The 23,405-nt window shown below is 68.0% G+C and carries 18 protein-coding genes; 14 read left to right on the plus strand and 4 right to left on the minus strand.

The features are described from left to right. Positions 1-34: 34 nt before the first annotated feature. The 3 genes from mpl to ASC87_RS19415 are packed head-to-tail and all read right to left on the minus strand — an operon-like array spanning position 35 to position 3,696. Complete coding sequence (mpl, locus tag ASC87_RS19405; RefSeq protein ID WP_056665912.1) at positions 35-1,396, minus strand: UDP-N-acetylmuramate:L-alanyl-gamma-D-glutamyl-meso-diaminopimelate ligase; 1,362 nt, start codon at positions 1,394-1,396, stop codon at positions 35-37. Positions 1,397-1,448: 52 nt separating this feature from the next. Continuing rightward, the gene (hemL, locus tag ASC87_RS19410) at positions 1,449-2,765 is read right to left on the minus strand and encodes a glutamate-1-semialdehyde 2,1-aminomutase (RefSeq protein WP_056665915.1); all 1,317 of its coding nucleotides are present in this window, start codon (positions 2,763-2,765) and stop codon (positions 1,449-1,451) included. After that, positions 2,755-3,696 (minus strand): bifunctional hydroxymethylpyrimidine kinase/phosphomethylpyrimidine kinase, encoded by a 942-nt coding sequence (locus ASC87_RS19415; protein WP_056665918.1) that lies wholly within the window; start codon positions 3,694-3,696, stop codon positions 2,755-2,757. Before ASC87_RS19415 ends, hemL begins: the two co-directional genes overlap by 11 nt. A gap of 182 nt (positions 3,697-3,878) precedes the next feature. Between ASC87_RS19415 and ASC87_RS19420 the strand changes: the two genes are divergently transcribed. The 7 genes from ASC87_RS19420 (at position 3,879) to ASC87_RS19450 (ending at position 15,523) form a co-directional block, all read left to right on the plus strand. After that, positions 3,879-4,043: a rubredoxin gene (locus ASC87_RS19420; RefSeq protein ID WP_082568773.1), complete on the plus strand. Its 165-nt coding sequence runs from the start codon at positions 3,879-3,881 to the stop codon at positions 4,041-4,043. Between the two features lie 75 nt (positions 4,044-4,118). Beyond that, on the plus strand, positions 4,119-4,508 hold the full coding sequence (locus ASC87_RS19425; protein WP_056665923.1) for a PleD family two-component system response regulator: 390 nt from the start codon (positions 4,119-4,121) through the stop codon (positions 4,506-4,508). A gap of 77 nt (positions 4,509-4,585) precedes the next feature. Then, positions 4,586-4,951 carry a response regulator transcription factor gene (locus tag ASC87_RS19430; protein ID WP_056665926.1) on the plus strand — a complete coding sequence of 122 codons (366 nt, stop codon included), beginning with the start codon at positions 4,586-4,588 and terminating at the stop codon, positions 4,949-4,951. A 47-nt stretch (positions 4,952-4,998) separates the two neighbouring features. Next, positions 4,999-5,517, plus strand: a complete 519-nt coding sequence (locus ASC87_RS19435; RefSeq protein WP_056665929.1) for a chemotaxis protein CheW — start codon at positions 4,999-5,001, stop codon at positions 5,515-5,517. A 66-nt stretch (positions 5,518-5,583) separates the two neighbouring features. Continuing rightward, positions 5,584-7,878, plus strand: a complete 2,295-nt coding sequence (locus tag ASC87_RS19440) for a methyl-accepting chemotaxis protein (protein WP_056665932.1) — start codon at positions 5,584-5,586, stop codon at positions 7,876-7,878. An 85-nt stretch (positions 7,879-7,963) separates the two neighbouring features. Beyond that, positions 7,964-14,443, plus strand: coding sequence for an Hpt domain-containing protein (locus ASC87_RS19445; protein WP_056665935.1), 6,480 nt, complete (start codon positions 7,964-7,966; stop codon positions 14,441-14,443). A gap of 36 nt (positions 14,444-14,479) precedes the next feature. Further along, positions 14,480-15,523 carry a GGDEF domain-containing protein gene (locus ASC87_RS19450; protein WP_056665938.1) on the plus strand — a complete coding sequence of 348 codons (1,044 nt, stop codon included), beginning with the start codon at positions 14,480-14,482 and terminating at the stop codon, positions 15,521-15,523. Positions 15,524-16,033: 510 nt separating this feature from the next. On the opposite strand, the gene ASC87_RS19455 is transcribed toward ASC87_RS19450, so the two are convergent. After that, positions 16,034-17,488: a deoxyribodipyrimidine photo-lyase gene (locus ASC87_RS19455; RefSeq protein WP_056665940.1), complete on the minus strand. Its 1,455-nt coding sequence runs from the start codon at positions 17,486-17,488 to the stop codon at positions 16,034-16,036. A 55-nt stretch (positions 17,489-17,543) separates the two neighbouring features. Here ASC87_RS19455 and ASC87_RS19460 point away from each other — a divergent pair, with 55 nt between their 5' ends. The 7 genes from ASC87_RS19460 to ASC87_RS19490 all read left to right on the plus strand — a co-directional run bounded on the left by ASC87_RS19460 (position 17,544) and on the right by ASC87_RS19490 (position 23,363). Beyond that, the gene (locus ASC87_RS19460) at positions 17,544-18,125 is read left to right on the plus strand and encodes a YqgE/AlgH family protein (protein WP_056665944.1); all 582 of its coding nucleotides are present in this window, start codon (positions 17,544-17,546) and stop codon (positions 18,123-18,125) included. Beyond that, positions 18,122-18,538 carry a Holliday junction resolvase RuvX gene (gene ruvX / locus ASC87_RS19465; RefSeq protein WP_056665947.1) on the plus strand — a complete coding sequence of 139 codons (417 nt, stop codon included), beginning with the start codon at positions 18,122-18,124 and terminating at the stop codon, positions 18,536-18,538. Before ASC87_RS19460 ends, ruvX begins: the two co-directional genes overlap by 4 nt. After that, complete coding sequence (pyrR, locus tag ASC87_RS19470) at positions 18,535-19,035, plus strand: bifunctional pyr operon transcriptional regulator/uracil phosphoribosyltransferase PyrR (RefSeq protein WP_056665950.1); 501 nt, start codon at positions 18,535-18,537, stop codon at positions 19,033-19,035. The genes ruvX and pyrR overlap by 4 nt, the downstream gene beginning before the upstream one ends. A gap of 5 nt (positions 19,036-19,040) precedes the next feature. Further along, entirely contained in the window at positions 19,041-20,003 is a 963-nt protein-coding gene (locus tag ASC87_RS19475; RefSeq protein WP_056665953.1) for an aspartate carbamoyltransferase catalytic subunit, read from the plus strand. An 11-nt stretch (positions 20,004-20,014) separates the two neighbouring features. Then, a complete protein-coding gene (locus ASC87_RS19480; protein WP_056665956.1) occupies positions 20,015-21,310 on the plus strand; it encodes a dihydroorotase in 1,296 nt (431 codons plus the stop codon). After that, complete coding sequence (locus tag ASC87_RS19485; RefSeq protein WP_235582216.1) at positions 21,307-22,068, plus strand: 1-acyl-sn-glycerol-3-phosphate acyltransferase; 762 nt, start codon at positions 21,307-21,309, stop codon at positions 22,066-22,068. Before ASC87_RS19480 ends, ASC87_RS19485 begins: the two co-directional genes overlap by 4 nt. A 431-nt stretch (positions 22,069-22,499) precedes the next feature. Beyond that, positions 22,500-23,363: an amino acid ABC transporter substrate-binding protein gene (locus ASC87_RS19490; RefSeq protein WP_235582217.1), complete on the plus strand. Its 864-nt coding sequence runs from the start codon at positions 22,500-22,502 to the stop codon at positions 23,361-23,363. Positions 23,364-23,405: the final 42 nt, after the last annotated feature.

The raw sequence follows: 23,405 nt of genomic DNA on the forward strand, positions 1-23,405 counted from the left end.
GGGGGCGGCCTCGGCCGCCAGCCCGCCTGGTGAGTTACCCCTGGCCGGCCAGGGCGGCGAGCAGCTTCGCGTGGATGCCACCGAAACCGCCGTTGCTCATGCACAGCACGCTGTCGCCCGGCCGTGCCACCTTGCGCACGGCCTCGACCAGCGTGTCGATGGTGTCGGCCACGACGGCCTTGTCACCCATGGGTGACAGGGCTTCGCGGGCGTCCCAGTCCAGGTTGCCCTGGTGGCAGAACGACTGGTCGGCCTCTTCGAGGGCCCACGGCAGCTGGGCCTTCATGGTGCCCAGTTTCATCGTGTTGGAGCGGGGTTCGAACACGGCGAGGATGCGGGCCTGGCCGCCCACCTTGCGGCGCAGTCCGTTGACGGTGGTGCGGATGGCCGTGGGGTGGTGGGCGAAGTCGTCGTAGACCTTCACGCCACCGGCCTCGCCGCTCAGCTCCAGGCGGCGGCGCACGTTCTGGAACGTGGCGAGCGCCTTGGCCGAAACTTCGGGATCGACGCCGACGTGTTCGGCCGCGGCGATGGCCGCCAGCGCATTGAGCTGGTTGTGTTCGCCGAGCAGCGCCCACTCGACGCGGGCCACCTTCATGCTGCCGCGCAACACGTCGAACGCGTGGGGTTCACCGCGGGCGCGCAGCGCGCCGGGCGTTTCCTTGCGCACGCCGAACCGCACCACCTCGCTCCAGCTGCCACGCTCTAACACACGCTGCAGCGGCTCTTCGCGGGCATTGACCACGAGGCGGCCCGACGCGGGAACGGTGCGCACGAGGTGGTGGAACTGGGTCTCGATGGCGGTCAGGTCCGGGAAGATGTCGGCGTGGTCGAACTCGAGGTTGTTCAGGATGGCCGTGCGCGGCCGGTAGTGGACGAACTTGCTGCGTTTGTCGAAGAAGGCGGTGTCGTACTCGTCGGCCTCGATGACAAACGGGCTGCCGCTGCCGAGGCGGGCCGACACGCCGAAGTTCTGGGGCACACCGCCCACCAGGAAGCCGTTGTCGAGGCCGGCCTGGTCGAGGATCCACGCGAGCATGGACGTGGTGGTGGTCTTGCCGTGGGTGCCGGCCACGGCCAGCACGTGCCGGCCCCGCAGCACGTTGTCGGCCAGCCACTGCGGGCCGCTGGTGTAGGCCAGGTTGGCGTCGAGGATGGCTTCCATCAGCGGGTTGCCGCGCGACACCACGTTGCCGATCACGAACAGGTCGGGCGCGAGCTTCACCTGGTCGGCGCCGAAGCCCTCGATCAGGTCGATGTCGAGCGCGCGGAGCTGATCGCTCATGGGCGGGTAGACGCCGGCATCGCAGCCGGTGACGCGGTGGCCTGCTTCGCGGGCGAGTGCGGCGAGGCCGCCCATGAAGGTGCCGCAGATGCCGAGGATGTGAATGTGCATGGTGGATCTTTGGGCGCCGCACGGAGGCGGCGCGAAGGGTTCGACGGCGCGCCTAGCGAAGCACGTTCCGGGCCGCGGCCACGGTGTCGTCGATGTCCCGGGCGGTGTGCGCGGCGCTGACGAACCCGGCCTCGTACAACGCCGGGGCCAGGTACACGCCCTGGTTGAGCAGGCCGTGGAAGAACTGGTTGAACCGTTCCTTGTCGGTGGCCATCACGGTGGGGTAGTTCTGCGGCAGGCCTTCGCCGGCCTTCGTGAAGAAGAAGCCGAACATGCCGCCTTCGCAGTCGCCCACCATCGGCACGCCGGCGTCGCGCGCGGCGCCAAGCAGGCCGTCGAGCAGCGTGCGGGTGCGGGCAGACAGGCTCTCGAAAAAGCCGGGCTTCTGGATTTCCTTCAGCGTGGCCAGGCCGCAGGCGGTGGCCACCGGGTTGCCCGACAGCGTGCCGGCCTGGTACACCGGCCCGAGCGGGGCCAGCTGTTCCATGATGGCCCGGCGTGCGCCGAAGGCGGCGAGCGGCATGCCGCCGCCGATCACCTTGCCGAACACGCTGATGTCGGGCTCGAAGCCGGGCAGCGCCTTGGCATAGAGGCCCTGGGCGCTGCCGAGGCCCACGCGGAAGCCGGTCATGACCTCGTCGAACACCAGCAGCGCGCCGTGTTGCGAGCACAGCTCGCGCAGGCGTTTCATGAACGGCACGCTCGCGCGCACGAAATTCATGTTGCCCGCGATGGGCTCGATCACGACACAGGCGATCTGGGCGCCGTCGCGTGCGAACGCTTCCTCGAGCTGGCCGATGTGGTTGTACTCGAGCACCAGCGTGTGCTGTACCACCTCGGGGGGGACGCCCGCGCTGGTGGGATGCCCGAACGTGGCGAGGCCCGAGCCCGCCTTCACGAGCAGCGAGTCGGCGTGGCCGTGGTAGCAGCCTTCGAACTTGACGATCTTCGGGCGGCCGGTGGCGCCGCGGGCCAGCCGCAGGGCGCTCATGGCCGCCTCGGTGCCGGAGCTGACCAGGCGCACCTGGTCCATCGTGGGCACGAGCTTGAGGATTTCCTCGGCGAGTTCGATCTCGCGTTCGGTGGGGGCGCCGTACGAGAAACCCTCGAGCACGGCCTTCTGCACCGCCTCGACGACGGCGGGGTGCCCGTGGCCGAGGATCATGGGACCCCACGAGCCGATGTAGTCGATGTAACGCCGGCCCTCGGCATCGGTCATGTAGGCGCCGTGGGCGCTGGCGATGAAACGCGGCGTGCCGCCCACCGCACGGAAGGCGCGGACCGGCGAATTGACCCCGCCGGGGATCACCTTGCGCGCACGTTCGAACAGGGCCTCGTTGGTGGCTTGGGCCCGGGGTTCAATGGACATGCCGCGGATCCTTGGGCAGGTTGTCGTCGTCAGCCTGCGTGGCCTCGAGGGCGGGGCCGCCGTCTTCCTCTTCCTCGCCCGGGGGCAGGGCCCAGAAGAAGCGGTCGGGGATCACGTTGCCCATGCCGGGGCGGAAGCCGGCGTCGAGCGACTGGTCGAGGAACGCGAGCGACTCACCCACGGCCGCGTGCAGTTCGGCGCCCGACGCGAGCAGCGCGGCCAGCGAGGCCGACAGGGTGTCGCCCGCGCCCACGAAGCTGACCTCGAAGCGCTCGAACTTCTCGCCGGTGATGGCGCCCTGCGGCGACGCGAGCACGTTGTCGAGGAACTGGTCGGGCAGCGGCACGCTCGTCACCAGCACGAAGCGGGTGCCATGTTCGGCGGCGGCCACGGCCAGCTCACGCGGGGACGCCGGCCGCTCGTTGCTCCACTCGGGGAGCAGGAAGTCGGTGAGCGTCTGGTGGCTGCCCACCAGCACCTCGGCCTGCGGCAGCACGAGTTCCCGGAACGCGTCGAGGTAGGCCTGTTGCTCGTCTTCCTCGACCCACGAGAGGTTGGGCATGTAGGCGACAAGCGGCACGTCCGGGTAGTCGGACAGCACTTCGGCGACCGCGCTGACACCCTCGGCGGAGCCCAGGAAGCCCACCTTCCAGGCGGCGATCGTGACATCCTCGAGGATGCTGCGGGCCTGCTCGACCACCACGTCGGCGTCGATGGTGCTGTGGTCGAACACCTCGGCGGTGTCGCGCAGCACGATGGAGGTCACCACGGGCAGCGCGTGCGCACCCATGGCGGCGATGGTGGCGATGTCGCCGGCCAGGCCACCCGCACCACTCGGGTCGGTGGCATTGAAGGTCATCACGCAGGCCGGGCCCACCCCTTCTTGTGAAGGGTCGATGGTGGGATCGGGTGAGGTAGCGTCAACGGTCATGAGGGGCATCCGTCAGATGGGAGCGAAGGAGTGACCGGGTTCGCCGGGAACTTCTAGATAAATGTGAGGAAAGTGGCGTATGTACCTAAAAACCATCGCATTTTTGGCATTTTGCGTGGCTACAATCTTTCATCATTGTAGTGAGCTTGGTAAAGAATAACGTGAGTAAAGACGCGAGCACGATGCGGACTTGGATGTGCCTGATCTGTGGCTGGATCTATGACGAAGCCACGGGTGACCCCGAACACGACATTGCGCCCGGTACGCCATGGGACAAGGTTCCGATGAACTGGACCTGCCCGGAATGTGGCGCGCGCAAGGAAGACTTCGAAATGGTGCAAATCTGAGCCGTGCCCGGATCCCTGCGAGGACCGGGCCCGAAAAGGCTGACTTGCCCTGGCGGGCACTGAGGAGATTATCCGGTGAGCAATGAAGCCGCAGCAGGCATCAAGGTGCTGGTCATTGATGACAGCAACACCATTCGGCGCAGCGCCGACATCTTTCTGAAGCAGGGTGGGTACAACGTCCTGCTGGCCGAGGATGGGTTTGACGCGCTCGCCAAGGTCAATGACCTGCATCCCGACCTGATCTTCTGCGACATCCTGATGCCGCGGTTGGATGGGTACCAGACTTGCGCGATCATCAAGCGCAACCCGACGTTCGCGGGTGTGCCGGTGATCATGCTGTCCTCGAAGGACGGGCTGTTCGACAAGGCCCGTGGCCGCATGGTGGGCGCCGAGGCGTACCTGACCAAGCCCTTCACGAAAGACCAGTTGCTTCAGGCGGTCGAACAGTACCGCGTGAAGGCCTGACGAAACACGAGGGCGGGGCCGAGCGGCCCGCCGCGCACGAGGGTGTGATCCGATCACACCACCAGATGGAGAACGATATGCCGATCAAGAAGATCCTGTTGGTAGACGATTCGAAGACGGAACTGCACTTCCTGTCCGACCTGCTGACCAAGCGCGGTTTTTCCGTGCGCACCGCCGAAGACGGCGAGGACGCCATGCGCCGCCTCGCCGAGGAAAAGCCCGACCTCATCCTGATGGACGTGGTCATGCCTGGCCAGAACGGCTTCCAGCTCACCCGCGCCATCACGCGCGACGCCCGGTTCACCGACGTCCCCGTGATCATGTGCACGAGCAAGAATCAGGAAACCGACCGCGTGTGGGGCATGCGCCAGGGTGCGCGCGACTACATCGTCAAGCCCGTCGATGCCGACGAATTGATGGCCAAGATCAAGGCCTTCGACTGATCCGGTCCCGGAGAATGTCTCCCTTCTCGTTCCAGAGGCAGGTGTGAATGGCCAATAAGGAAGCATTGCGCGAGCTGCAGACCCGCCTGGCCGATCGGCTGCGGGCAGCTCGAACGCAAGAGCGTGGCAAATCGTGGCTCGCCGTCGAAAGCGGTGGCCACGGTTTTCTGTTTCCGCTGCAGGAAGCCGGTGAAATCTTTCCGTTCGGGCCCACCGTGCCGGTGCCGTACACGAACCGGTGGTTCCTCGGTGTAGCCAACCTGCGGGGGCGGCTGCACGGGGTGGTCGACCTGGCGGGTTTCCTCGGCATCCGTGGCAATGACGCCGGCCGGGACCAATCCTGGTTCGTGGCGTTCAACACCACGCTGAACATCAATTCGGCGGTGCTGGTGGACCGGCTCGCCGGCCTGCGCAGCGCCGAGCAGCTCACGTTGCAGGCCGACGACGGCGAGGCCCGGCCCGCCTTCGTGGGCGGCCATTACCGCGACGAAGGCAACCGGCTGTGGCGCGAGTTGAACCTCGCCGTGCTGGCCAACGAAGCGGCATTTCTGAGAATCGCGGGCTGAGCGCCAAGAGCGCGCAGACCATCCGACTGTGTTAGTGGTACCGAGATAAGACGGAACGAGGAACTTATGAGCTTCCTGGACAAAATCAAAGGCAAGGGCAAGGATGGCGCCGACCTGCCACTCAACGACGTGATCGCGCTCGACGTGCCCGCCCATGACGAAACCATGCCTGCAGCGGCCGACCCGCGTGCCAACGCGCCCACGGCCCACATGGACTCCTCGATCATCACCGAGGCGGCTCCGTCGGAGCTCGCCGATTTCGCCGACACGCGCATGCCGCCCTCCGATGGCCAGTCGGGCTCGGGCTCGGGTCTGCCGCTCATCGGCGACCGGCCCGTCGGCACGCAGCAGCGCCTGCTCGTCGGCATGGTGCTCGCGGGCCTCGCCGGCCTGCTGGTCACCGCCGGTGCCGCCATCTACTCGGCCACCAAGGGTGCCGCCCAGGTGGGTGCCTCCGGTCAGGCGCTGATGCAGTCGCAGCGGCTGGCGAAGTCGGTGTCGCAGGCCCTGATCGGCAGCGCGGCCGCCTTCCCGGAAGTGAAGGAAAGTACGGAAGTGCTGGCGCACAACGTGCGCGGTCTCTCCACCGGCGACGGCGACCTGAATGCCGCCCCGGGCTCGGTGCAGACCGAACTGGCGCCGCTGCTGCCGCTGGTCGACGCCGCTGAAAAGAACGCGAAGACCGTGCTGGGCCAGCAACAGATCCTGACGCAGGTGGGTCAGGCGCTCCGCGCCATCAACCGCCAGTCGTCCGACTTGCTGGAAATCGCCGAAACGGTGTCGTCGCTGAAGCTGCAGCAAGACGCCTCGTCCGCTGAAATCTCCGCCGTGGGCCAGCTCGTGATGCTGACCCAGCGCATCGGCAAGTCCGCCAACGAATTCCTGACCATGGAAGGCGTGAGCCCGGAAGCCGTGTTCCTGCTCGGCAAGGACTTGAACTCCTTCAAGGAAATCGCCGACGGCCTGCTGGCCGGCAACCAGGAACTCCGCCTGCCCGGCACGAAGGAACCGCAGACCAAGGAACGCCTGACCGCGCTGCTCGCCCTGTACGAAGAGACCCGCGTCCAGGCCGGCTCCATTCTGGGCAACCTGCAGGGCCTGGTGTCGGCCCGTGAAGCGCAGGCCGCCATCATCAAGGACAGCGAACCGCTGCGAATCGGCCTCGAGAAGGTCCAGGCGGGCCTTGGCGATGCCACCGGCTTCAGCACGGTCTCGCTGCTGCTCCTGGTCCTGTCGGCCCTGGTGCTTGGCGCCGGCGGCTACGGCCTGGTGTCCCTCTCGCTGCGCGACCAGCGCCAACGTGCGGCACTTGCCGAAACGCAACGACTCGAAGCCGAACGCCAGGAACAGGAAGCCAAGCGCGTCAACGACGCCAACCAGGCCGCCATTTTGCGTTTGATGAACGAACTGCAGACGGTTGCTGAAGGTGACTTGACCCAACAGGCCACGGTGACGGAAGACATCACGGGCGCCATCGCCGACTCGGTGAACTACACCGTGGAAGAACTTCGCACGCTGGTGTCGCAGGTGCAAGGCACGGTAGGCCGGGTGACCGAAACCACGCAGCAGGTGGAAGCCACCTCGACCGAACTGCTCGCCGCCTCCGACGAACAGCTGCGCGAAATTCGCGAAACCGGCGAGTCGGTGCTCCAGATGGCGAACCGAATCAACGACGTGTCCGCACAAGCCCAGCAGACCGCCCAGGTGGCCCGCCAATCGCTGCAGGCCGCCGAATCCGGTCTGACCGCGGTGCAGAACACCATCGGCGGTATGAACTCCATCCGCGACCACATCCAGGAAACCTCCAAGCGCATCAAGCGGCTGGGTGAGTCGTCGCAGGAGATTGGTGAAATCACCGAGCTGATCTCGGACATTACCGAACAGACCAACGTGCTGGCACTGAACGCCGCCATCCAGGCCGCTTCGGCTGGTGAAGCAGGCCGAGGCTTCTCGGTGGTTGCGGAAGAAGTGCAGCGGCTCGCAGAACGCTCCGGCGACGCCACGCGGCAGATCGCGGCCCTGGTGAAGACCATTCAGACCGACACGCAGGATGCGGTGGGCGCCATGGAACGGTCCACGCAAGGGGTGGTCGAAGGTACCCGGCTGTCTGACGCGGCCGGTAGCGCACTGGGTGACATCGACCGCGTGTCGCGCCAGCTTGCTGACCTGATCGGACAGATTTCCCACCAGGCGCTCCGCGAAGCCGAATCGGCGAACGTGGTGGCGGCCAACATCCAGCACATTTTTGCCGTGACGGAACAGACCGGTGAAGGTACCCGGTCCACCGCCCAGATGGTGCGAGAACTGTCCCGTACCGCCGAAGAACTGAAGCAATCGGTCGCCCGATTCAAGATCGACTGACCGGTCATGACGCCGCGGCCCCTGGCCGCGGCCCAGACCCGACGCCACCCGTCACCGGATCGAACGCCCCAGCACGCAGGCCACGATGAGCGACAACCAAAGCGAAACCACCGACGACCTGAGCGCCTTGGCGTGGGTGCAGGAAGAACTGCGCCGCTCCCTGGAAGCTGCCCACAAGGCCCTGCGCCGGTTCGTCAAGGATGCCGAGGCCGTGAGCGGCTCCGACGTCGACGCCGTCGACCCGGCCGTGTTGCGCACCGCGCACCAGCAGATCCACCAAGGGGTGGGCGCGCTCGAACTCGTGGGCCTGCCGGCCGTCGCGAGCGTGCTTCGTGCCAGCGAAGCGGCGGTCAAGCGCTTCGTGCTGAAACCCCAGAAAATGACGTCGGCCGATGTCGACGTCATCGAGCAGACCTCGTTCGCGCTGCTCGACTACCTGCAGCGCCTGCTCGCGGGCAAGCCGATGTCGGCGCTCGCGCTGTTCCCGCGTTACCGCGATGTGCAGGCCGTCGCGGGAGCCGACCGGGTTCACCCGGCCGACCTATGGAGCTACGACTGGCGCTGGCGTGAAGTGCCGAGCGAGCCGGGGGTCACCCCGCGTCCCGCCGATGCTGCCGCCCGCACGGAGATGGAGCAGCAGATGCTGCTGCTGATGCGCGGCCAGCAGACCACCGCCGCCTCCCGCATGAGCGACTTGTGTGCCGGCCTGGGTGCCGGTGCCGGCGACCTGGCTGCGGCCACGCTGTGGAAACTCGCGGCCGGATTTTTCCAGGGCCAGGCCATGGGCCTGCTCCACGCCGACGTGTTCGGCAAGCGCGTGACGTCGCGCCTGCTCGCCCAGCTGCGCATCTTCGAGCGCGGTGAAACGGAAGTGTCCGAGCGCCTCGCACAAGACCTGCTGTTCTTCTGCGCCCAGTGCGCCTTGCCCACCGACGGCCGCACCGCGTTGCGTGTGACGCTGGCCCGTGATGCATACGAACTGACCGACTACGTGCCGGTCGACTACGAAGTGAGCCGCCTCGGCCGCTTCGACCCCGCCTGGATCGCCCAGGCGAAAAAGCGCGTCTCGAGCGCGAAGGATGCCTGGTCCGGCGTGGCCGGTGGTGAAATGCACCGCCTCGGTGGGCTGTCCGAGCAGTTCTCGCTCGTGGGCGATTCGCTGCGCCGCCTCTACCCGAGCGGCGAGGTGCTCGCCGACCAGCTGCAGCAGGCCATCGTGGCCACGCAACAAAGCGGCGCCGCACCGCCGACCCCGCTCGCGATGGAAGTGGCCACGAGCGTGCTGTACCTCGAGTCGTCGCTCGAAGACACCGATTTCGACCACCCCGAGCAGGCCCAGCGCGTGCGCCGCCTCGCGCAGCGCATCGCCAACGTGCGTGCGGGCCAGACGCCCGACCCGCTCGAGGCGTGGATGGAAGAGCTCTACCGCCGTGTTTCCGACCGCCAGACCATGGGCAGCGTCGTGCAGGAACTGCGGTCGTCGCTTGCCGAGATCGAAAAGCACATCGACACCTTCTTCCGCAAACCCGACGACCGCGCGCCGCTCGTGCCGGTGCCGGGCCAGCTGTCGTCCATGCGTGGCGTGATGTCCGTGCTGGGCATGGAGCAGGCCACGCAGGCGCTGATCCGCATGCGGGGTGACGTCGAAGGCCTGATCAGCGGCGATGCCGACCCGCAGCAGTCCATCCAGTCCGGCACGTTCGATCGCCTGGCCGGCAACCTCGGTGCCCTCGGTTTCCTGATCGACATGCTCGGTGCGCAGCCGCACGTCGCCAAGTCGCTGTTCGTGTTCGATGCCGCCTCCGGCATGCTGAGCCCGCTGATGGGCCGCAGCGCTGCCGCGCGCAGCGCCACGAATCTCGCGGTGCCGAAGGCACCCGCGGTCGAGACGCGTGTCATCGAACACGCCCAGGCCCTGGCCGAAGCCGCGGTGAGCGAGCGCAAGCCGCTCGACGAACTGTCGAGCGACCTGGAACGCCTGCAGCACGAAGCCGAGGCCGCCGACCAATCCGGCCTCGTGGCCACCATCGAGGAAGCCCAGCACAAGATCGAACATGCCCATGGCCTGGCCGAAGTGACCGAGGCGCGCGAGCAGCTTTCCGAAGCCCTCAACGAATTCGTCATCACCGCCGGCGACGCCGTGGGCCTCGACCCGCTCCCGTTGCCCACGCCCGTGGTGGCACCGGTGATGGCACCCGTTGCCGCGCCGGCGCCGGTGCCGGCGCCCGCGCCCGCGCCCGCGGCGGGCGCCGACCTGGCCGACGACCCCGAGATGCGCGAGATCTTCCTCGAGGAAGCGCGCGAGAAGGTGGGCGAAGCCCGCGATTCGCTGGCCCAGCTGACCGCGTCGCCGTCCGACGTCGAACAGCTCACCGCCGTTCGCCGCGCGTTCCACACCTTCAAGGGCAGCTCGCGCATGGTGGGGCTGAAGGAATTCGGCGACGCCTCGTGGGCTTGCGAACAGCTGTACAACACGTGGCTCGCCGGCCAGGATCCGGCCTCGCCCGCGTTGCTCGACTTCTCCCACAAGGCGCTGGACTACCTCGCCGACTGGATCGAGGCCATCGCCAACCAGGCGGCCGCCGGTTACCGTGCCGCGCCGCTGGTGCAGGCCGCTGAAGCGTTCAGCCGCGGTGAAGCGGTGAGCAGCATCTCGGCGCCGCCGGCCGAAGCGGCCAACGTGCCGCTGATGACCCTCGCGTTCGAGTCGCCCGTGGCCGAGGCGCCGGCTCAGGTTTCCACGCCGGAACCTGTTGTGGCGCCTGTTGCCGAGCTGCACGCCGAACTGCCGGATTCCCCGGCCCTGCCCGAACTCACCTTCGACCTCGACCTGGGTGCCTTCGACGAACAGGCCGTGCCGGCCACCGCCGCCGTGCCCACGGCCGATGCGCTGGACCTGCCCGCCGTCGACCTCACCGCCGGCCTGCCGGCGGAAGAGGCCGTGCTGCCTCACCTCGACCCGCTCATGGCCGGTGATGGCGACGCGCTGCCCACGGCCGAGTCCGTCGAGATGATCGAGCTCGACCTCGACGACAGCTTCTTCGCCGACGTCCAGGCGCCCGTCCCCTCGGCCACGGCCGAACTGCCCACGCTCATCGAACCGGTCCAGCCGGTGGCACCGGCGCAGGCCCTGGAAGCGGTCGGCGCCATCGAGACCGCCCGTGCACCCGAGGTGCCGGCCATTCCCGAGACGCTCGATCTCTCGTTCGACGAACCGGTGCTGCCCGACGTCGCCGAGGTGGCCGAGATCGCCGAAGAACCGGCGCCGTTCAACGACGACGACCAGGTCCGCATCGTCGGTCCGCTGCGCATCAGCATCCCGCTGTTCAACATCTACCTGAACGAAGCCGACGAGCTCTCGCGCAAGCTCACCACGGAAGTGGCCGAATGGGCGATGGAACTGCACCGCCCCGTGGGCGAGGTGCCCATTGCGCAGGCGCATTCGCTGGCCGGCAGCTCGGCCACGGTCGGTTTCGCCGACCTGTCGCAGCTCGCCCGCACGCTGGAACACGCGCTGATGCGCTCGCAGGCCATTGGCCAGGGCACGCCGGAAGAAGGTCGCCTGTTCGTCGACGCGGCCGAGGAAGTTCGCCGGTTGTTGCACCAGTTCGCAGCCGGTTTCCTGAAGGCCCCGGCGCCCGAACTGCTGGCACGCCTGGCCGAACATGAGCTGTCGTCGGCCCGTCGCCTCGAGGAAGTGAATGCCGCGGTGGACGCCCGCCAGCCGGTGGAAGACGACCTGCCGCTGGCCGTTGCCGAACCCGAGCTGCTCGACGAGGCCCCGCCGGCCCCGGACATGCCGGTGATGGACACCCGCCCGGGCGCGCTCGACGCCGTCGCCGAATCGGCACCCGAGCCCGAACCCGAGGTGCCGGCACCCACGCCGGAACCGGTCGTGGCACAGGCCCCGGTCGCTCCCGTGCCCACCGCCGAGGCGCGCGAATCCTCGTTCGGTGCCTTGCCCGAACCGGGCGAACTGGGCCAGGCCGAGTTCAAGGCGTTCACGCCGCTGCCGGTGGGTGCCCCGGTGGCGTCTTCCGCGCCGTTCCGTGCCGACTCGTCCGATGAAGACGACCAGGACATCGACGCCGTCGACGCGGTCGACGCCGAGTTGTTCCCGATCTTCGAGGAAGAAGCGGAAGAACTGCTGCCGCAGCTGTCTTCCGCGCTGCGCGACTGGACTCGCCAGCCCGAGAACAACGCCCACGCCGCGTCGTGCATGCGCACGTTGCACACGCTCAAGGGCGGTGCCCGCCTGGCGGGTGCCATGCGCCTGGGTGAGCTGGCGCACCGCCTCGAAACGGCCATCGAACACCTGCTGCAGGCCGAACACGCCTCTGCGGCGGAAGTGGAGCGCCTCGAGTCGCGTGCCGACGCCCTGACCGCCAACTTCGACGCACTGAAGTCGCGTGACGCCGAGGCGTATGCCGAAGCGGTGGAGACGTTCGACCCGTTGGCTCCGGTCGCACCAGTGGCGCCTGTGGAGGCCGCGCCTGTCGCACCGGCCCTGGCGCTGGAAGACATCCCGGCGCTGCCGGTGATCGAACCGTCGTCGGTGCTCAACTACGCCCTGCCGGCCGACCTGCCGGTCGAGGCACCCGTGCCTGCACCGGCACCGGCCGCGGCGTCGTCCACCGAGATCGACTGGTCGCGCTTTGCCCAAAGCACCCCCGACGCGGACGCGACCACGCACCAGCCCATGGCTGCTGCCAACGCGGCCGTGCGTGTGCGCGGTCCGCTGCTCGAACGCATGGTGAACCAGGCCGGTGAGGTCAGCATCACCCGGTCGCGGATCGAGGCCGAAGTGGGCAACATCCGCGGGTCGCTCGGCGATCTGACGGACAACCTGGAACGCCTGCGCCAGCAGCTGCGCGACATCGAATTCCAGGCCGAGACGCAGATGATCTCGCGCCAGGAGGCCGCCAAGGCCGCGCACGAAACGTTCGATCCGCTCGAGTCCGACCGTTTCACGCGCTTCCAGGAACTCACCCGCATGATGGCCGAGTCGGTGAACGACGTGGCCACGGTGCAGCGCACGCTGCAACGCACGCTGGAAACCACGGAAGACGAACTCGCTGCCCAGGCCCGCCTGACCCGCGACCTGCAGGACGACCTGCTCCGTACCCGGATGGTCGAATTCGAAAGCCAGTCCGACCGCCTGTACCGGGTCGTGCGCCAGGCTGCCAAGGAAACCGGCAAGCAGGTGCGGCTCGACATCATCGGTGGCTCCATCGAAATCGACCGCGGCGTGCTCGACCGGATGACGCCGGCCTTCGAACACCTGTTGCGCAACTGCGTGACCCACGGTATCGAGGCCCCCGAGGTGCGCACCGCGGCGGGCAAGGACGCCGCCGGCAGCATCGTCGTGGTGCTGCGCCAGGAAGGCAACGAAGTGGGCGTCGAGTTCCGTGACGACGGCGCCGGCCTGAACCTGCAGCGCATCCGTGCCAAGGCCGAGAAGATGGGCCTCATTGCCCCGGGCAGCGAACACAGCGACGGCGAACTGGCCAACCTGATCTTCATGCCGGGTTTCTCCACCGCCGAGACGGTGACCGAACTGGCCGGCCGCGGCGTGGGCATGGACGTGGTCCGGTCCGAAGTGAACGCCATGGGTGGCCGCATCGAAACCGCTACGGCGGCAGGGCAGGGCACCGGCTTCACGCTCGTGCTGCCGCTCACCACCGCGGTGACGCAGGTCGTGATGCTTCGTTGCGGCGACAGCGTCGTGGCCGTGCCAGCCACGCTCATCGAGATCGTGCGCCGCCTGTCCACGCCAGAAATCGAGCAGGCCTACCAGGCCGGCAGCTACACGCTCGCCGACCGCTCCATGCTGTTCTTCTGGTTCGGTGCGCTGCTCCAGCAGGCGCCGGTCAGCTTGGAGACGGGCCGCACGCGGCCGGTCGTGGTGGTGCGAAGTGCGCAACAACGCATCGCGCTCCACGTCGACGAAGTGCTGGGCACGCAGGAAGTGGTCGTGAAGAACCTGGGGCCGCAACTGTCGCGCCTGCCGGGCCTGGCCGGCATGACGCTGTTGGCGTCGGGGTCGGTGGCACTGATCTACAACCCGGTGGCGCTGGCCACGCTGTATGGCGATACCGCCCGTGCCGCGACGCAGTCCGCACGCGTGTCGCCGGAACTGCAGGTGGCCAGGCCGGCCGCCAGCGAACCGGCCAAGTCGGCAGCGCCCATGGTGCTGGTGGTGGACGATTCGCTCACGGTGCGGCGTGTCACGCAGCGCCTGCTGACCCGGGAAGGTTTCCGTGTCGTGCTGGCGAAGGACGGCATCGAAGCCCTTGAACGCCTCGCCGAAGACCGGCCGCACGTGGTGCTCAGCGACATCGAGATGCCACGCATGGACGGATTCGACCTGGCCCGCAACATCCGGGGCGATGCGCGCCTGAGCGACTTGCCGATCATCATGATCACGTCGCGCATCGCGCAAAAGCACCGGGATTACGCGGCCCAACTCGGTGTAGACCACTACCTCGGCAAACCGTATTCCGAGGAAGACTTGCTGGCATTGATCGCACGGTACACCACCACCACCGCGGCGGCGCCTGCCTGACCCATTCAACCGTTCCTTCGGGACACGCTGTACCTCATGTCGCAACTGGTCGACCACCTGGCGGAGATGACCGGTTTTCGAGACCGGGACATCCTCGACGTCACACTGGTCAACGCACTGCGCGACCTGCTTCGCCCCACCTCGGTGGCCATCTACCGGGTGGTGGGCGAGCGGGGACAGGAACGCTGGATCACCCGGGCCCGCCTGGGTGAGAGTGACGCGGTGGCCACGGCCGACCCTGCCTGGGCCGACACCGACCTGCTGCCCCGCCTCGACCAGTTCCCGGCGCGCATGCAGGCCATGGCCGGGGAGACCAGCGTGGTCACCCTGCCCGGCAACCTGAGCCGCAGCATCTTCCCCGTGCGCACCGACCGCGAAGTCGTGGGGGTGATGGAGGTGGAAAGCCGTCACCCGTTGAAGGACGAGGACGTGCGCATGGTGGGCAGCATCCTGCGCATCTATCGCAATTTCCAGGGCCTGCTCGACTACAGCGAACGCGACACGCTCACCGGCTTGCTGAACCGCAAGACCTTCGACGAAAGCTTCCTGAAGGCCACCAACGCACCACCCGTGATCCCGGCCATGGCCGAGGTCACGGCGTTTGACGGCCGCCGCCATGTGGCGTCCAAGCACCGCCACTGGCTCGGCGTGATCGACATCGATCACTTCAAGACTGTCAACGACAACTACGGCCACCTGATCGGTGATGAGGTGCTGCTGCTGCTGTCGCGCCTGATGCGCAGCAGCTTCCGCTTCCACGACCGCCTGTACCGTTTCGGTGGCGAGGAGTTCGTCGTGCTGATGCGCTGCGCCACCGCCGAAGACGCGTGCATGGCCCTGGAGCGCATGCGTGGCAACACGAAAGCCTACCCGTTCCCGCAGGTGGGCGGCATCACCATCAGCATCGGGTTCACCGAGGTCAAGCCTGGTGACACCCCGAGCGCCGCGTTCGAGCGGGCCGACAAGGCGGTGTACTTCGCCAAGGCCCATGGCCGCGACCAGGTGCAGAGCCATGCGGAGCTGGTGGCCAAGGGCCTTCTCGAGGACGGCTCAAAGATCGGCGACGTGGAATTGTTCTAGTGCCCCCGACGTCGCTTCGCGCCGGTCCCCCCAAGGGGGAGCCCACGGTCGCCCGGGGGACCCGGGCTCGGTGGTAGCTTGATCTGTCGCTCGCTGCGCTTGGCTCCCCTGGCGCACGCGCTGCGGGGCTTTGCTCGCTTCGCTGGCTCGCCCGATGCTTGTCGTTCCGGCGGAAGCCGGGACCCACTGGGCCGGCGGGCCCCGGCTTTCGTCGGGGTGACCACAGAACCAGCCGATGCGCAGCGAGGCGAAGCGGGCCGGCACCCTTGATGCGCGGGATAGGTAACGGTGCCGCTGGAGACAGTGGTCGCGCGGGGGATTGGCGACTCGAAGCGCCCGAGCAAAGGTCTGGGAAGCTGGCGTTGAGGTGTTTTCTTGGTTCCTTCTTTTTCACCAGAAAAAGAAGGGACTCGGCTGCCGGGCCGAGACCCGGCGCGGCCTCGCCAGAGAAAAACAACAGCTCGCAGCGAATACAAAGGTGCCGGTGTTCGCCAATGGGGGTACGGGGGATCAGTCCCAAGCCTTCACCACCGCATACCGCGCCATGGTCTTCTCGCGAGCCTCGTCGTGCATCACGATGGGGTTCGGGTACGTCTGCCCGAGCACCACATTGCCTTCGGCCAGTTCCAGGGGGCTGGCGAGCCAGGGGGCGTGGATGGCCTTGTTGGAGAGTGCGGCGAGTTCGGGCAGGTAGCGGCGGATGAACTTGCCGTCGGGGTCGAACCGCTCGCTCTGGGTCACCGGGTTGAAGATGCGGAACCAGGGCTGGGCGTCGCAGCCGGTGGATGCGGCCCATTGCCAGCCGCCGTTGTTGGCGGCCAGGTCGAAGTCGTTGAGCTTTTCGGCGAAGTAGCGTTCACCCCGGCGCCAGTCGAGTCCCAGGTCTTTCACGAGGAAGCTCGCCACCACCATGCGCAGGCGGTTGTGCATGTAGCCGGTCTGGTTGATCTGGGCCATCGCGGCGTCCACCAGCGGGTAGCCGGTGCGGCCGTGGCACCACGCGGCAAACAGCGTGTCGGCGTGTTTGCCGTGTTCCCACTTGATGGCGTCGTAAGCCGGCTTGAACGCGGCGTCCACCACCTGCGGGTGGTGGTACAGCACCTGGTGGTAGAAATCGCGCCACACCAGTTCGGACAACCACGTTTGCGCGCCGGCATGGCGCTGGGCGTGGGCCTCGTGCGCCAACTGGCGGATGGACACCGTGCCGAACCGCAGGTGCATCGACAGGTAGCTCGGGCCTTTCACGGCGGGGAAGTCGCGCGTCTCGCCGTACCGGGCCATCCGCGGCAGGAAGTCGCGCAGCAGCGCCTGGGCACCCTCAGCACCGGCGCCGAGCGCCAGTTCGTGCAGGTTGGTGGTGTCGAAGCCGATCTCCGCGAGCCCGGGCAGGCGTGCCGGCACACTTTCGGGCAGGGGAGCCAACGCATCCGCGTACGGGGTGATCGGGTAGGCCTTCAGGTAAAACGGTTCCAGCTTCTTCAGCCACGCGTTCTTGTACGGCGTGAAGACGGTGTAGGCCTGGCCGGTGGCGGTCAGCACCTCGTTGCGTTCGAACACCACGTGGTCCTTGCTGGTGTGCAGCGCAATGCCCCGTTCGGCCAGTTCACCCCGCACGCGGTGGTCGCGGGCGATGGCCGCCGGCTCGTCGTCGTGGTTGGCGTACACCGCCTGCACGTGCAGCTCGTCGGCCAGCCGGGGAAGGGCACTGGTGGCGCGGGCATGGCGCACGATCAGCCGTGCGTGCGGGTTCAGGGCCCGCAACTGGGCGTCGAGCGCGTGCAGGCTGTCGACGATGAACTCCACGCGGCGGTCGGCCCGGGGCAGCGGGTCGAGGATATCGCGGTCCAGGATGAACACGCACCAGACCTTGCGCGCGGCCTTCAGCGCATGGAACAGCGCGGCGTTGTCGCCGGCCCGCAGGTCGCGCCGGAACCAGACCAGGGCCGAAGGGAGTGCCTTTTCCATGGGCGGAGTTTGCGCCACTGGGCAGCCGCCGGCGCGGGAGGCATAAAATCACGCCATGTCCGCCATCAACCTGACCAACCAGTTCCTCATCGCCATGCCCGGGATGCTGGACGAAACCTTCGCCGGCGCGGTCATTTACCTGTGTGAACACACGGAAAAGGGCGCGCTGGGGTTGGTCATCAACAAGCCGATCGACATCAAGCTGAAGAACCTGTTCGAGAAGGTGGAACTCACCCTCGACCGTGAGGACCTGGCGGAAGCGCCCGTCTACTTCGGCGGCCCGGTGCAGACCGAACGCGGCTTCGTGCTGCACGACCGGCTTGACGGCGGTGACGGCGAGGGTGGCCACTACAACTCGTCGCTGCAGATCCCCGGCGGCCTCGAGATGACCACCAGCAAGGACGTGCTGGAGGCGCTGTCCAACGGCGCCGGCCCGAAGCGCATCCTCGTGACCCTCGGCTACAGCGGCTGGAGCGCCGGCCAGCTCGAAGAAGAGCTCGGCCGCAACGGCTGGCTCAACGTCGACGCCGAGCCCGCCATCATCTTCGAGACCCCGGTGGAGCAGCGCTACGACAAGGCTCTCTCGCTGCTCGGCATCGACCCGCGCATGCTGAGCCAGGAGGCGGGGCACGCATGAGCGGTTCCGGGTCTCCGGCACCAGCGATCGCGCACCGTTCGTTCCTGGCCTTCGATTTCGGCACCAAGCGGGTGGGTGTGGCCAGCGGCAACACCCTGACGCGCAGTGCGTCCCCGCTTCGCACCATCGCGGCCGAGGGCGACGCCCGCTTCCAGGCCATCGCCGCCCTGGTCGCCGAATGGCAGCCGGCGGCGCTCGTGATCGGCGTGCCGGTGCACCCCGACGGCCAGCCGCACGACAATACCGCCCGGGCCCGGCGGTTCGGCCGCCAGCTGCACGGCCGCTTCGGGCTGCCGGTGCATGAGGTGGACGAGCGTTACACCACCACCGAGGCGCATGCGATGGGCGCGTCCGACGTGGACGCGGCGTCCGCCGCGATCATCCTGGAGCAATTTCTGCGAGACACGCCATGACCGTGAACCAACTCGACGCCGAAGCGCTGTACACCCAACTGCTGGCCGGGGTGCGCCCCCTCGTGCGGCCCGGCTCCGCCCTCGTGGGCGTGTGGTCCGGGGGCGCCTGGCTCGCCGAACGCCTGCAACGTGACCTCGGGCTGGAGGGCGAACACGGCGTCATCTCGAGCGCCCTGCACCGCGACGACTTCTCCCAGCGCGGCATGAGCAGCGCCGACCCCACCCGGCTGCCGTTCTCGGTGGACGAGCGCCACATCCTGCTGATCGACGACGTGCTGTATACCGGCCGCACCACCCGCGCCGTCATCAACGAACTCTTCGACTTCGGCCGCCCGGCGAGCGTCACGCTCGCGGTGCTGGTCGACCGCGGCGGCCGCGAGCTGCCCATCGAGGCGGCCTTCGCCGCCGCCCGCATCGCGCTGGCCCCCGACGACCGCCTGCGCCTCGCGCGCGGCGACGCCGGCCGCTTCAGCTTCGACATCAAGGAAGGCGACTGATCACGATGTTGCAACAACGCAATCCGCAACTGAACTCGAACGGTGAGCTGATCCACCTGCTCTCCATCGAGGGGCTGCCGCGCGCGGTGATCCACCAGATCCTCGACACCGCCGGCACCTTCCTCAGCGTGAACGACCGCGAGGTCAAGAAGGTGCCGCTGCTGCGGGGAAAAAGCGTCTTCAACCTGTTCTTCGAGAACAGCACACGCACGCGCACCACGTTCGAGATCGCGGCCAAGCGGCTGAGCGCCGACGTGGTGAACCTCGACATCGCGCGCTCCTCGGCCGCGAAGGGCGAGAGCCTGCTCGACACCATCGCGAACCTGTCCGCCATGCACGCCGACATGTTCGTGGTGCGCCACAGCGAAAGCGGCGCGCCGTACCTGATCGCCAAGCACTGCGCCCCGCACGTGCACGTGGTCAACGCCGGCGACGGCCGCCACGCGCATCCCACGCAGGGGCTGCTCGACATGTACACCATCCGGCACTACAAGCAGGACTTCACGAACCTCACGGTGGCCATCGTGGGCGACATCGTGCACTCGCGCGTGGCCCGGTCGGACATCCATGCGCTCACCACGCTCGGGGTACCCGAGATCCGTGCCGTGGGCCCGAAGACGCTGGTGCCGGGTGACCTGAAGGAGATGGGCGTGCGCGTGTGCCACGACATGGCCGAAGGCATCCGTGGCGCCGACGTGATCATCATGCTGCGCCTGCAGAACGAACGCATGAGCGGCGCCATGCTGCCGAGCGCGGGGGAGTTCTTCAAGAACTACGGCCTCACGCCCGAGAAGCTCGCGCTGGCCAAGCCCGATTGCATCGTGATGCACCCCGGCCCCATCAACCGGGGCGTCGAGATCGACTCGGCCGTGGCCGACGGCCACCAGAGCGTGATCCTGCCGCAGGTCACCTTCGGCATCGCGGTGCGCATGGCGGTGATGTCCACCATCGCCGGCAACAACGCCTGAGTGACACGACCATGAAGATCCTGATCAAGAACGGCCGCCTCGTCGACCCCGCCACCGGCCGAGACGCGCCGGGCGACGTGGCCATCGCCGCCGGCCGGGTGGTGACCCTCGGTGCCGTGAACCCCGACTTCCATCCCAACCGCACCATTGACGCCACGGGCCTCGTGGTGGGGCCGGGCCTCGTGGACCTCGCGGCGCGCCTGCGCGAGCCGGGCCACGAGCACGAAGGCATGCTCGAGTCCGAGATGGCCGCCGCGGTGGCCGGCGGCGTGACGAGCCTCGTCTGCCCGCCCGACACCGACCCGCCGCTCGACGAGCCAGGCCTGGTCGAGATGCTCAAATTCCGCGCCCGCAACCTGAACCAGGCGCACCTGTACCCGCTCGGCACGCTCACGCGCGGCCTCGCCGGTGAGGTGCTCACCGAGATGGCCGAACTCACCGAGGCCGGTTGCGTGGGCTTCTCCCAGGCCGAGGCCCCGCTGGCCGACACGCTGGTGCTGCAGCGTGCGCTGCAATACGCCTCCACGTTCGGCTACACCGTGTGGCTGCGCCCGCAGGACGCCCACCTCGGCAAGGGCGTGGCGGCCAGCGGCGCGCTCGCCACGCGCCTGGGCCTGTCGGGGGTGCCGGTGGTGGCCGAGACCATCGCGCTGCACACCATCTTCGAATTGATGCGGGTCACCGGGGCACGCGTGCACCTGTGCCGCCTCAGCAGTGGGGCGGGCATCGAGCTCGTGCGCCGCGCCAAGGCCGAAGGCCTGCCGGTCACGTGTGACGTCAGCGTGAACCACCTGCACCTGACCGACATGGACATCGGCTACTTCAACGCCGCCATGCGCCTCACACCGCCGCTGCGCCAGCAGCGCGACCGCGACGCCATCCGTGCCGCGCTGGCCGACGGCACCATCGATGCCCTGGTGAGCGACCACACCCCGGTGGACGAAGACGCGAAGAACCTGCCGTTTGCCGAAGCCGAGCCCGGCGCCACCGGCCTGGAGCTGCTGCTGAGCCTCGCGCTCAAATGGGGCGAAGACAGCGGCGCGGGCCTCACGAAGGCGCTCGCCACCGTCACCTGCGCGCCGGTGCGGGTGCTGGGCGACGCACTCGGTTCGTTGTCGTCGAGCGCCGGCCGCCTGGTGGAAGGTGGCATGGCCGACCTGTGCCTCTTCGATCCCGCCGCCCGCTGGACCGTCGAGCCCCGCGCGTTCCGCAGCCAGGGCAAACACTCGCCATTCGCCGGGTTCGAACTGCCTGGCCGCGTGCACACCACCCTCGTGGCGGGGCACGTCGCGTTCGAGGCGAAGTGACCGTCCCCGCCCAGGTGGGGCTGCTGCGCGCCCTGTGGCGCCTCGGCTGCTGCATCGCGATGGTGGTGCGCGGCCTGCTCACGTGCGCCATCGTGTTTCCGTTCATCGGGCCGGCGCAGCGCATGTGGCACGTCGGGGTGTACTGCAGGCACATGCTGGCCGCGATGGGCTTGCGCCTCGTGACCGAAGGTGCCGCCCACCCGGGGCCGGTGCTGCTGGTGGCCAACCACGTGTCGTGGCTCGACATCCTCGCCATCGACGCGGCGCAGCCCGCCCGGTTCGTGTCGAAGGCCGACATCCGCGGCTGGCCGCTGATCGGCTGGATGGTGGCCTGCGGGGGCACGCTGTTCATCGAACGTGAGCGCAAGCGCGACGCGATGCGCGTGGTGCACCAGGTGGCCGAAGCGCTGCAGCATGGCGACGTGATCGCCATGTTCCCCGAAGGCACCACCAGTGGCGGCGAGGGCCTGCTGCCGTTCCACGCCAACCTGCTGCAGGCTGCCGTGGCCACCCACGTGCCGGTGCAACCCATCGCGCTGCGGTTCTCCGACGCGGTGTCGGCGGTCAGCCCCGCCGCGGCTTACATCGGCGACACGAACCTCGTGCAGTCGCTGTGGATGATCGTGCGTGCCCGTGACTTGCAGGTGCGTGTGCAGCGCCTGCCTGCGCTGGCCACCGTGGGCCTCGACCGGCGTGCCATCAGCGACCGCGTGCGGGCCGAGATCGCTGCCGCGTTGGGCCTGCCGCCGGGCACCTGACCACCCACCTGCGCCAGCGAGGGCGTGGATGGTGCAGCGCGAGCCGGCGGGTGCACCAGCGCGGATGCGCCAGGCCTTCCGGCCGTTCGCGATGGCCCCGGCCGCCGCGGAACGTCTCCCAGACGCCTCGCGAGAGCCTCCCTTGGACGCGACGGGCGGTCGCGGTACCGGGGCGATCCGTGACGCAATGGACGTGGGTGGGCCTGCGGGCGATTTTCCCTGCCTTGGCCAGCCCTTTCGGCGCGACACTTGCATGGGAGCACAACACAGCTCAGCGGGCAGGGTGTCACCCGACAACTCGTTCTGTCCGAAGGCCGGTTCCGCAGGTCAGGACCTGGCGCCGTGGCCCTCGATCGCTCGAGGTCCGGCCGACCGGGCGTTTCGAGTTCGAAAGGGTCATCTTGAAAAAGCGTTTGTTTTCATGTGTGGCGGTGCCGACCGCACTTTGGTTGGCGGCCTCCGGTGCGTTCGGGGGCACGACCCTCGACAGGATCAAGCGAACGGGCAGCATCACGCTGGCCCATCGTGAGTCCTCCGTGCCGTTTTCCTACGTATTGCCCGACAAGCAGCCCGTGGGCTATGCCTTGGAGCTCTGCCTGAAGGTGGTCGAGGCCGTGCGCAAGAAGGCCGGCATCCCGGCCCTGGTGCCGCAGTACCTGGCCGTCACCCCCTCCAATCGGGTCCAGATGGTGGCCGAGGGCAAGGCGGACATGGAGTGCGGTTCCACCACGAACAACGCCGAACGGCGCGCGAAAGTGGCCTTCACCGTCCCGCACTACATCGCGGGTGCGCGCATCATGGTGCGCGCCGACCGCACCGCCGACACCCTCGCGGACTTCGGTGGCAAGAAGCTCGTCTCGACACAAGGCACCACCCCGCTGAAGGTGATCGAGAAAGCGAACGAAGAACGCCTCATGCGCATCAACATCGTGCAGGCGTCCGATCACGCCACCGCGGTGGAGATGGTCGAGAGTGGCACCGCAGACGGATTCGTCATGGACGACGTGCTCCTGTACGGGCTGATCGCCAGCCGGCGCGACCCGGGAGCGCTCAAGGTGGTCGGGAAATTCCTGACCATCGAACCCCTCGCGATCATGCTTCCGAAGGACGACCCCGAGTTCAAGGCGATCGTGGACGAGGAGATGAAACGCCTGATCACGTCGCGCGAAGCGCATGTGCTCTACGAAAAGTGGTTCATGCGGCCGATCCCGCCGAAAAACGTGTCGATGAACCTCCCCATGAACTACTTGCTCAAGGATTTCTGGCGGTACCCGACCGCTGAGGTGCCGTTCTAGGCATCGAGCGCGGTCTCTTGTTGTGGGGCATGGCGGCCATCC

Origin of the sequence: Rhizobacter sp. Root1221 (genome assembly GCF_001425785.1) — a bacterium.
Classification (GTDB): Bacteria; Pseudomonadota; Gammaproteobacteria; order Burkholderiales; family Burkholderiaceae_C; genus Rhizobacter.